General features: G+C 42.2%; 13 protein-coding genes. 8 read left to right on the forward strand and 5 right to left on the reverse strand.

The genetic code is table 11. The features are described from left to right. Nucleotides 1–106: 106 nt before the first annotated feature. The gene (locus tag M3205_RS02760) at nucleotides 107–643 is read left to right on the forward strand and encodes a hypothetical protein (protein ID WP_251168523.1); all 537 of its coding nucleotides are present in this window, start codon (nucleotides 107–109) and stop codon (nucleotides 641–643) included. Between the two features lie 39 nt (nucleotides 644–682). Here the strand turns inward: M3205_RS02760 and M3205_RS02765 are convergent, their stop codons facing one another. The 3 genes from M3205_RS02765 to M3205_RS02770 all read right to left on the reverse strand — a co-directional run bounded on the left by M3205_RS02765 (nucleotide 683) and on the right by M3205_RS02770 (nucleotide 3,231). After that, complete coding sequence (locus M3205_RS02765; protein WP_251168524.1) at nucleotides 683–1,609, reverse strand: alpha/beta hydrolase; 927 nt, start codon at nucleotides 1,607–1,609, stop codon at nucleotides 683–685. 474 nt (nucleotides 1,610–2,083) lie between these two features. Further along, the gene (locus tag M3205_RS25525; protein ID WP_268891681.1) at nucleotides 2,084–2,215 is read right to left on the reverse strand and encodes a hypothetical protein; all 132 of its coding nucleotides are present in this window, start codon (nucleotides 2,213–2,215) and stop codon (nucleotides 2,084–2,086) included. A gap of 107 nt (nucleotides 2,216–2,322) precedes the next feature. Next, complete coding sequence (locus tag M3205_RS02770) at nucleotides 2,323–3,231, reverse strand: hydroxymethylglutaryl-CoA lyase (protein WP_251168525.1); 909 nt, start codon at nucleotides 3,229–3,231, stop codon at nucleotides 2,323–2,325. A gap of 178 nt (nucleotides 3,232–3,409) precedes the next feature. Between M3205_RS02770 and M3205_RS02775 the strand changes: the two genes are divergently transcribed. From M3205_RS02775 to M3205_RS02795, 5 genes are all read left to right on the forward strand, one after another. Next, complete coding sequence (locus tag M3205_RS02775) at nucleotides 3,410–4,597, forward strand: acetyl-CoA C-acetyltransferase (protein WP_251168526.1); 1,188 nt, start codon at nucleotides 3,410–3,412, stop codon at nucleotides 4,595–4,597. A gap of 51 nt (nucleotides 4,598–4,648) precedes the next feature. Further along, entirely contained in the window at nucleotides 4,649–5,338 is a 690-nt protein-coding gene (locus M3205_RS02780; RefSeq protein WP_251168527.1) for a CoA transferase subunit A, read from the forward strand. Between the two features lie 27 nt (nucleotides 5,339–5,365). Next, nucleotides 5,366–6,034, forward strand: coding sequence for a CoA transferase subunit B (locus M3205_RS02785; RefSeq protein WP_251168528.1), 669 nt, complete (start codon nucleotides 5,366–5,368; stop codon nucleotides 6,032–6,034). 69 nt (nucleotides 6,035–6,103) lie between these two features. Next, complete coding sequence (locus tag M3205_RS02790) at nucleotides 6,104–6,481, forward strand: VOC family protein (protein ID WP_251168529.1); 378 nt, start codon at nucleotides 6,104–6,106, stop codon at nucleotides 6,479–6,481. A gap of 71 nt (nucleotides 6,482–6,552) precedes the next feature. Continuing rightward, nucleotides 6,553–6,798 (forward strand): YqkE family protein, encoded by a 246-nt coding sequence (locus M3205_RS02795; RefSeq protein ID WP_251168530.1) that lies wholly within the window; start codon nucleotides 6,553–6,555, stop codon nucleotides 6,796–6,798. A 63-nt stretch (nucleotides 6,799–6,861) separates the two neighbouring features. Here the strand turns inward: M3205_RS02795 and M3205_RS02800 are convergent, their stop codons facing one another. Further along, nucleotides 6,862–7,785 (reverse strand): aldo/keto reductase, encoded by a 924-nt coding sequence (locus M3205_RS02800; protein WP_251168531.1) that lies wholly within the window; start codon nucleotides 7,783–7,785, stop codon nucleotides 6,862–6,864. Nucleotides 7,786–7,877: 92 nt separating this feature from the next. Then, the gene (gene mciZ, locus M3205_RS02805) at nucleotides 7,878–8,012 is read right to left on the reverse strand and encodes a Z-ring formation inhibitor MciZ (protein WP_251168532.1); all 135 of its coding nucleotides are present in this window, start codon (nucleotides 8,010–8,012) and stop codon (nucleotides 7,878–7,880) included. A gap of 77 nt (nucleotides 8,013–8,089) precedes the next feature. Here mciZ and M3205_RS02810 point away from each other — a divergent pair, with 77 nt between their 5' ends. Then, nucleotides 8,090–8,641 carry an NUDIX hydrolase gene (locus M3205_RS02810; protein WP_251168533.1) on the forward strand — a complete coding sequence of 184 codons (552 nt, stop codon included), beginning with the start codon at nucleotides 8,090–8,092 and terminating at the stop codon, nucleotides 8,639–8,641. Nucleotide 8,642: 1 nt separating this feature from the next. Continuing rightward, nucleotides 8,643–9,809: an endonuclease Q family protein gene (locus M3205_RS02815; protein WP_251168534.1), complete on the forward strand. Its 1,167-nt coding sequence runs from the start codon at nucleotides 8,643–8,645 to the stop codon at nucleotides 9,807–9,809. Nucleotides 9,810–9,959: the final 150 nt, after the last annotated feature.

Here is a 9,959-nt window from a genome sequence, read left to right on the forward strand (position 1 = left end):
TACCCTTCCGAAATTCTGGAAAATAAGGTTTTAATATATTAGTAAAAGGTTAGATAACAAAATGTTTATCATTATGGGTGAAGAGAGTGCTGATGGGGGGATTCGAATGAAGTGGAAGTTATTTTTTCTGGCGGCAGCTTTCCTGATTTTGTCAGGGTGCAGTACAGCAACAATGGGCCAGGCGATTGATGCTGGAATTCCATTCAATGTAAAAGAAGTCTTACATAAAGAAAAAGTAAAAGATGGAGTCATACTGCTGTACTTAACGCAGCAGTATGATGGGCAAAATGAAGTAGAGGCCTTGGCAGCTGCCTATTTGAAGGGCAGTGACAAAAAGGGCTGGAAAAATGAAGGCCATAACCATTGGGAGTATTATGAGCATGAACATATGACCGTTTATTCAGATACTTTCTATGATTACGATAAGGAAGGTAATCTGGAAAACAGATTACCAATAATATTTGGTGAGATTCAAAGCGGAGATATTAAAAAAGTAGAAGTAGCGGGCAAGGAAGAGAAATTTGAAGAAGCGGCTATAATAAAAAAAGAAAACAAACGCTATTATTTTAAAATGGGAGACTATCATACTGCCAGAGGGCTGTCGGCAGACGGCAAAGAAATCATGAAGAAAAAGAAAAATTAAAGTGAAGCAGCTGGCTTACATCGAAGCCGGCTACTTCTATTATTGTGAAAAAGTATCTTTGCTACGGACATACTGCTCCAAAAACTCGTCAATGACTTTTTCATAATCCTCTTTGTTTTCGTTAAAGGATTGGGCATGTATCCCGTTGGCAGCAAGGTAAAGTTTTTTAGGGCCCTTTTTCTTTTCATACAAAGCTTCGGACATGGTCGGTAAAATAAAATCATCTTTTTCGCTGTGGATAAACAGGATGGGCTTCTTTATATTTTCAATAACAGAAATAGGAGAAACGTCCGCAATGGAATATTTTTCCCGCATCCGAAGGAATAGATCGGCAACAGGCAAAAAGAGTTTCGCTGGAAGCTTCATCTCGGTTTTTAAACGGTAAGTCAGCTGCTCCTTGAAATCAGAAAAAGGGCAATCGGCAATGTAGAAGTCGGCACCGTCTTCAAGCATTCCCGCATAAAGGAGCATGGTGGCAGCCCCCATGCTTTCCCCATGAATGCCGATCTCAATATCAGGCCCTTTTTCCGCTTTAAGCCAATCAACAATCGCTTTTAGATCAAACTTTTCATAATGCCCGTAGCTTGTCGTCTTCCCCCCGGATTCTCCGTGGCGGCGATGATCATAGATTACAGCGTTAAACCCCCGTTCAAGGAAGAGGTTCATATATTTAATCGAATTCATTTTGTTTTCCGTAACCCCGTGAGAAATAATAATATAGCGATTGTTTTTATGGGGTTCGGCAGCCACGGCTTTTAAGTTATAGCCAAATGGAGAAGGAATAAGCACTTCTCTTTTCGGGAGGCTTTCATACTTGATCAGATCAAGCCTGCCGGATTCCTTCTCCCTTTCTAAAATAAATTCATCTTCCTTCTTTTTCATAAACATAAGTCTATTTGTAAAATAGATGCCAAGTGATGAAAGAAAGAGAACGATGGAAAATATATAGCGCAAAAACCTTCTCAACCCCATCCCTCCATTTTTGCTCTTTTCTAAAGGCTCTTTCGTATAGATTGTTGTTTTTCGCTTATCAATGTTGTCCGTTGATTGCAGTGAGAAGATGCTCAGCGAACCACGGGGCGGGCGGTGAGCCTCCTCGACGCTGCGCGTCTGTGGGGTCTCACCTGTCCCGCCACTCCAGTAGGACGTTGAATAGGCTAGCTTGAGTAAACACCGCACGAAGAAAATGCGAATGCATTTTCGAGGATCTCGCACCTTCCACTACAATCAACTCAGTAAATATAATATAAATAGCAACAAACTTTTCGAAAACAGCCTTTCTAAAAGATTGTTGTTTTTGTTTATGAAGTCATCCCGTTGATTGCAGCCTTTTTTTCTTTATTTTACCATTATGGATAAGATTAAAACAGAGATGTTAGCCGGGGCAAAGTGAAATTTTATAAAGGACGCCCTGCACAAAAAAAGCCGCTTTGCGGCGGCTTATTGCTGTGCGTTTTGTCTTTTGGTTGGATGAATCGCTTTTTCTAATTCTTCGGCAGCAATCGTCTGATTTACTGTATCGGAATTCGGCTTTCCCTTTTGGCTGTAACCTTTATCGCGTTTTTGACTCATAGAAATATCCCCCTTCTAATTCTGTGTGGATGAACCTGTATTCGCCAGCTGCTTTCATCTAATAAGGTGCGGTAAAACAGGGGGAATTATTCACTTGAACTGTAATGCTATTGAACAGTTTGAGCATTTAGCCTGAAATACGTGCTTTCAATCGGCCTGGAAAGATGAGGCTGAACAATTTTTACAGCTTCCATTAATTGATCCAGATTAACATTGGTTTCAATTCCCATGCGCTCAAGCATATAGACAACATCTTCTGTTGCAGCGTTGCCAGCAGCTCCAGGGGCAAATGGGCATCCGCCTAGTCCGCCGGCTGATGTGTCAAACCGGTCAACACCTGCCTGCAGGGCTGCAAAAATATTTGTAAGGGCCAATTTTCTTGTGTCGTGGAAGTGTGCAGTGATAAGGGTAGTAGGAAACTCTGCTTTCAAACGGGAAAATAACCCATATGATTCATGGGGAGCAGCCATCCCAATTGTATCTGCCACGCTTAATTCATCAGCTCCTGCCTCAGTAAATTGGCGGCATAGCCTAACTGTATCTTCAGGATTGATGGCTCCTTCATACGGGCAATAAAATGCTGTAGAGATGCATGCGCGGACAAAATAGCCTTTCTCCTTCAATTCTCCGATAATCGGTGTTACTTCATCCATACTTTCCTGAGTGGTTTTATTGATGTTCTTCTTATTGAATGTATTGCTTACACCGACGAAAATGGCTACAGCCCGGCAATCAGTCATATATACTCTATCAATGCCTTTGCGGTTCGGGGCAAGCACGATATCCCTTGTATCCGCACCAAGGCAATCCGCCGTAATTTCAGCGGCATCCCCCATTTGCGGAACCCATTTAGGTGACACAAAAGAAGTAAGCTCCAATTCTGTTAATCCTGCATTTTTTAAACTTTTAATAAAATCTTTCTTAACCTCAGTCGGTACAAACGACTTTTCATTTTGCAGTCCATCCCGTGGCCCCACTTCAATAATTGTTACTTTATCTGGAAATGCAAGCGTCATGTTTTCCTCTCCCGTTTCATAATTTTAATTTTAGTAAGCGTTTTCTTAATGACTTAAATTTATTGTATTAGTAAAGTATTTTCGATTGCAAGAATAATAGAAATTTTGACAAAATAAAAGGAATTTTGATATTCCTCAACGAATATAAGCAAAGAGATGTTTTGAAAGGATGAGAGAGATGTCACAAACAGAAGTCGTAATAGTCAGCGCTGTCCGGACAGCAATCGGCAGTTTCAATGGAAGTCTTAAAGATGTACTAGCACCAGAGCTTGGGGCGATAGCGATAAAAGGCGCTCTTGAAAAAGCAGGTGTAACACCGGACCAAATAGATGAAGTAATACTGGGGAATGTCCTGCAGGCAGGCCTGGGCCAAAACACAGCAAGGCAGGCAGCTCTTAAAGCGGGGCTCTCTGAAAGCGTTTCCGCAATGACAATTAATAAAGTTTGCGGTTCAGGGCTGAAGGCGGTCCATTTAGCAGCACAGGCAATATTAGCCGGTGATGCCGAAGCTGTGATTGCAGGCGGCATGGAAAATATGAGCCAGGCGCCTTACATACTGAAAAATGCAAGAAATGGCTTTAAAATGGGAGACCAAAAACTTATAGATTCGATGGTTTCAGACGGTCTCTGGTGTGCTTTTAATGATTATCATATGGGAGTTACGGCTGAAAATCTTTGTTCAAAATATGAACTGAGCAGGGAAGAACAGGACAGATTTGCCGCAGACAGCCAGGAAAAGGCGGCAAAGGCAATTGAAGAAGGAAAATTCAAAGATGAAATCGTTCCTGTGGAAATTCCTCAGCGAAAAGGGGATCCGGTCGTTTTTGATACAGACGAATATCCGAAAAAAGGGACAACTGCTGAAAAGCTGGCAGGCCTGCGTCCAGCGTTTAAGAAAGGTGGAAGCGTAACAGCCGGAAATGCGTCAGGGATTAATGACGGTGCGGCTGTACTGCTGGTTATGAGCAGAAAGAGAGCAGATGAACTGGGGCTTAAACCATTAGTGACGATTAAAGGAAATGCAAGTGCGGGTGTTGATCCAAGCATCATGGGCATTGGTCCTGTTGCTGCCGTAAAAAAAGCACTTGAAAAGGCATCTGTTTCTATGGATGAATTGGAGCTTATTGAAGCAAACGAGGCATTTGCAGCCCAATCGCTGGCAGTTGACAGGGAGCTTCGTTTTAAAAAGGAGATCCTGAATGTTAATGGCGGGGCCATTGCCCTCGGACATCCGATCGGCGCAAGCGGAGCACGAATCCTCGTAACTCTTATTCATGAGATGCAAAAAAGACAGGCAAAGAAAGGCCTTGCAACTCTATGCATTGGCGGAGGCCAAGGGGTAGCTACAGTGGTGGAGCTTGCATAGCCAAATAAAAGTCATTAAAATAAGTACTTTTTTATGAAAGGAGCGATTGAAGTGAAGAAAATTTGTACTTCATTCAATGAAGCAGTTCAGGAAATTCACGATGGTGCTGTCCTTATGGTTGGTGGTTTCGGTCTGTGCGGAATTCCGGAAAACCTTATTCTGGCTTTAGTTGAAAAAGGGGTTAAGGATCTGACAGTCATTTCGAATAACTGCGGTGTTGACGATTGGGGACTTGGACTGCTTTTGAAAAATAAACAGATTAAGAAAATGGTTGGCTCATATGTTGGCGAAAATAAAGAGTTTGAAAGACAGGTTCTCTCAGGGGAAATTGAAGTAGAGCTGCTTCCTCAAGGAACACTGGCAGAAAAAATCCGTGCAGGCGGCGCAGGAATTCCTGCTTTTTACACACCAGCTGGAGTAGGAACCCCAATTGCAGAGGGGAAAGAGACGAAGATGTTTGACGGCAAGGAATATCTCCTTGAAGAAGCGCTGAAAGCAGACTTCAGCCTTGTGAGGGCATGGAAAGGCGATAAGATGGGCAATCTTGTTTATCACAAAACGGCCCGAAACTTCAATCCGATGATTGCAGCGGCAGGAAAAGTGACAATTGCAGAAGTGGAAACGCTTTATGAGATTGGTGAACTGGATCCGAATTATATTCATACCCCCAGCATCTATGTTCAATCACTGATAGAAGGGAAACAGGAAAAGCGCATTGAAAGACTGACGGTGAAGAAATAAATACCAGTGACGGAAGGAGAGGGTGTCATGAGTAACGATAAAGCAGCAGTACGCGAAAAAATTGCCAGACGGGCTGAAAAAGAAATTGAAAATGGCTTTTACGTGAACTTGGGAATCGGTATGCCAACATTGGTTGCCAATTATATTTCTGATAATAAGGAAGTGGTTCTGCAGTCTGAAAATGGATTACTGGGCATCGGCCCGTATCCTGCAGAAAGTGAAGTTGATCCGGATTTGATTAATGCAGGTAAAGAAACAGTTACAGCTATCCCGGGATCATCTTATTTTGATAGTGCTGAATCATTTGCAATGATCAGGGGCGGACATGTAAATATTGCCATTCTCGGCGGTATGGAAGTCTCTGAAAATGGAGATCTTGCCAACTGGATGATTCCCGGAAAAATGATCAAGGGAATGGGCGGTGCAATGGATCTGGTTCATGGCGCTAATAAAATCATTGTCATTATGGATCACACTAATAAAAAGGGCGAATCAAAGATTCTTAAAAAATGCAGTCTGCCTTTAACAGGTAAAAGAGTAGTTGACCGCATAATAACTGAGCGGGCAGTCATCGATGTCACCGAGTCCGGTTTAAAACTTGTTGAAGTGGCTAAAGGCTTTACAATCGAGGACATTATCAATTCGACAGAACCCCAATTGCAGGTTGATGAAAACGTTGTAACAGAAGCATACTAATACATCTGAAAAGTACAGCTGCATGCTGTGCTTTTCATTATTTTCATCCTAAAGAAAAGAGGAGAAAAAATGAGTTTTTCCTTTAAAGGAATTGACCATATTCAGCTGGCAGCTCCGAAAGGCTGCGAAGAGAAAGCCAGAAAATTTTACGGTGAACAGCTTGGACTGAAGGAAATTCCCAAGCCTGTAAATCTTCAAAAGCGGGGCGGCTGCTGGTTTATTTGCGGAAATCAGGAAATTCATATCGGGGTGCAGGAGGACTTTCTGCCCGCCAAAAAAGCCCACCCCGGACTTATTGTGGAAAACCTGGAATTCTTGAGAAGCATTCTTCAAGAGCAGGAAATAACAATAAAGAAAGAACTTCCGATAGAAGGAAGAGAGAGATTCTTTGTAGATGATCCATTCGGAAACAGAATAGAGTTTCTGGAGTTTTACCATAAAGAGTGATTAAGCCTTTTCCTTCATAAATAATAAAATATGCTATAATAAATGGCAAAATCAGTTGATGAGGGGATTATATGAATAAGAAAAAACACCATTCCCAGCCTAAGAAAGACGACAAACCAGTCACGCTAGGCGACATGCTGAACCAGGACCTGGTTGAGCAGCTGAAAGGGAAAAAGCAGGAATTAAAGGCTGCTGAAGATAAACAGAAGGAAGAAGAAGAGCGCAGAAAAAGAGAGGAAAGAAGACTGCGCGAAAAAAATAAAAGTTTTGAAGAGCTGCTTGGAGAAAGCGATCTTAATTGGAAAGAATACAAATAACATTAAAAGAAGGGGCCGACTTTTCCGTCAGCCCCTTTCTTGTCTTAAATTATGGACTTTCTTTCATCTATGCTGCTCATATTTATTTAGCTTTGCAATAGACATAATGATAGCCAATTCATCTTCGTTCAGAGGCTGGGCTTTTGCTGCTGCTGCATTAGCTCTTACCTGCTCAGCCCGGCTGGCCCCGGCTGTAACAGAAGCGACAGCAGGGTTTGAAAGATTAAACTGAAATGCTATTTCGTTCATGGTGCGCTCATCTGAAATTTTTTCCCGGATGCTGGTGAGCGTTTTTTCTAATTCAGCATAGCTGTAATCCAAGTAGCCTTTTTCTTTTATCGATTCTGATGCCTTATCCAGCATTTTGTCGCTGAGCAGCCCTTTGGCCAGCGGTCCTCTAGTAACAGCATTGATGCCTTTTTGATTCAGAAGAGGCAGCGCTTCTTCTTCAGGACGCCGGTCTAAAATGCTGTATTGCATCATGACAGAAACAATGGATGATTTTGAGGTGAATTCCCGAATGACATTTGGGCGAATGGAGGAAATGCCATATTGGCGGATGTATCCTTCTTCCTTTAGTTCCTCAAATGCTTCAATGGTTTCATCAATCGGATCTTCGATCGTGCCACCGTGAAGCTGATATAAATCGATATAGTCCGTAGCCAGTCTTTTTAAGCTGTCTTTTACAGCTTCTTTGATATGGCGTTTAGATGGATCCCAGCTCCAGCCGTCTTTATTTTTATTCCAGCGGTTGCCGGCTTTGGTTGCAATGATCACCTGTTCGCGGACACTCTTTAAGGATTGTCCGACAAGCTTTTCATTTTCGCCAAAGTCGTATAAATCAGCTGTATCAAAATAATTGATTCCTTCTTCAAGGGCCGATTCAATAATTTCCTGGGCATTATAAGGATTGGTGCCAATGGACATGCAGCCCAGCCCCAGTTCACTTACGTACAAGTCTGAGTTTCCAAGTCTTCTCTTTTTCAAGTACCCACCTCATTTGAATGTTTTCTATAATTGTACATAATTGTACATAATTGTACATAAACAAATGAGGCATACTCAAATTTAGAGGCTTATCATTTTTTGATATTCTGAGATTCAACCCAGTCTTTTACAAAGACATACTGCCTGCTGTATTGTTTTAGCTTCTCACGGACTTCCCAAGCTTTGCCGGCCAGAACAATTCCTCTACTATGGACATACACCTTCATGCCATACTCCTCCTCATCAAGTATGATAAAATGTATGAGCAATCATTACCGGAATAGAACAGGAGTGACTGAAAACAATGAACCGCCTAGAAGAAAAAACAATTAAAACGGAAAAAATATTCACTGGTAAAGTCATCAGTCTTCAAGTAGAGGATGTTGAACTGCCAAATGGCAAAACATCGAAGCGGGAGATTATCAAACACCCCGGAGCAGTAGCTGTATTGGCAGTAACAGAAGATAATAAAATAGTTATGGTTGAACAATATCGAAAAGCGCTGGATAAGATTATTGCTGAAATTCCTGCTGGAAAGCTCGAAGCAGGAGAAGAACCCAGCGTGTGTGCAGAAAGGGAACTGGAAGAAGAAACGGGGTATGGCTGCACGGAAATGGAATGGCTGATCTCATTCTACACCTCTCCCGGATTTGCCGATGAGCTCGTACATTTATATATAGCAAAGGGCCTTAAGAAAAAAGAAAATGCCGCATCGCCTGATGAAGATGAATTTGTGAACCTTTTGGAGGTAACCCTGGAGGAAGCAATATCCCTGCTTGGGGAGCAAAAGGTTTATGATGCGAAAACAGCTTATGCAATCCAATATCTGCAGCTTCAAGAGGCGCTAAATAAATAGCATGAATCGCTTTTTTGCTGATCTTCATATCCATATTGGACGCACGTATACGGGAAAGCCAGTTAAAATAACAGGCGCTAAATCCCTTACCTTCACTAATATCATCAGGCATGCCCGCAATGAAAAGGGGCTTGATATCATTGGCATTATTGACTGTCATTCTCCCGAAGTCATACTTGAAATCGAGGACTTGGCCCAAAAAGGACTTATAACCGAGCATAAGGACGGGGGACTTCAATACGGAGATCTGACGATTATTCCCGGGTCGGAACTTGAAATTTATGATGATTCCTGTAAAGGTCCTATCCATGTCCTTTGCTACTTTCCAACCCTATCTGCAATGAAGGAATTCTCTGCCTGGCTGACAGGATATTTGAAGAACATAACATTAAGCTCTCAAAGAATTTATGCCTCAGGCAGAATGTTGCAGGAAAAAGTAAAGGAACTCGATGGGCTTTTTATTCCTGCCCATGTTTTTACCCCATTTAAAAGCCTATTCGGAAAAGGCGTAGAGCGGTCGCTGTCAGAGGTATTTGATCCTGATTTAATTGATGCAATTGAGCTAGGGCTTAGTGCAGACACGATGATGGCTGATCAAATAGCTGAACTTCACAGATATACATTCTTAACAAATTCAGATGCCCATTCACTAAAAAAGATTGCCAGAGAATATCAGGTTCTGGTAATGGAAGAACCTACGTTTGCTGAACTGCATAAAGCTTTGGCTGGAAAAGAAAAATGCAGGGTTAAAGCCAATTACGGCCTGGACCCTCTGCTCGGAAAATACCATCAGACTGTTTGTTCTGAATGTTTTGGCCCCTTCGATGAAGAGAAGGGTAAATGCCGGAATTGCAGTCACCAAAAATTTATCAGAGGCGTGGCTGACCGGATCTCTGAACTAAAATCTTCCGGAGGATTGCCCGTTGCACGGCCACCTTATATTCATCAGGTCCCTCTTGAGTTCATACCAGGGTTAGGCCTGAAAATGCTCGACAGGCTCCTGGATCATTTCGGAACTGAAATGGCCATTCTTCATGATGTTCCTTTCTCGGAAATCAGCAAAGTAATTCCTGAGAAAATAGCCATGCTTATTGGAAAAGCCCGTGAAGGAAAGCTAAACCTCCAGGCAGGGGGCGGAGGCAAGTACGGCAGAATTGTTGATTCATAAAAAATAGAGCCATTGAGGCTCTATTCAGACTGTCGACAAACTCGATGAAAATCGTACTTGTCGGGAGTCTTTTTTGATTTAAAATAGAAGTAATACAATGCTTGAGGTGATTAATATGCTTTCTAAACATAATCCAATTCAACGGGATCA

This window comes from Cytobacillus firmus, from assembly GCF_023715565.1.
GTDB lineage: Bacteria > Bacillota > Bacilli > Bacillales > Cytobacillaceae > Cytobacillus > Cytobacillus firmus_C.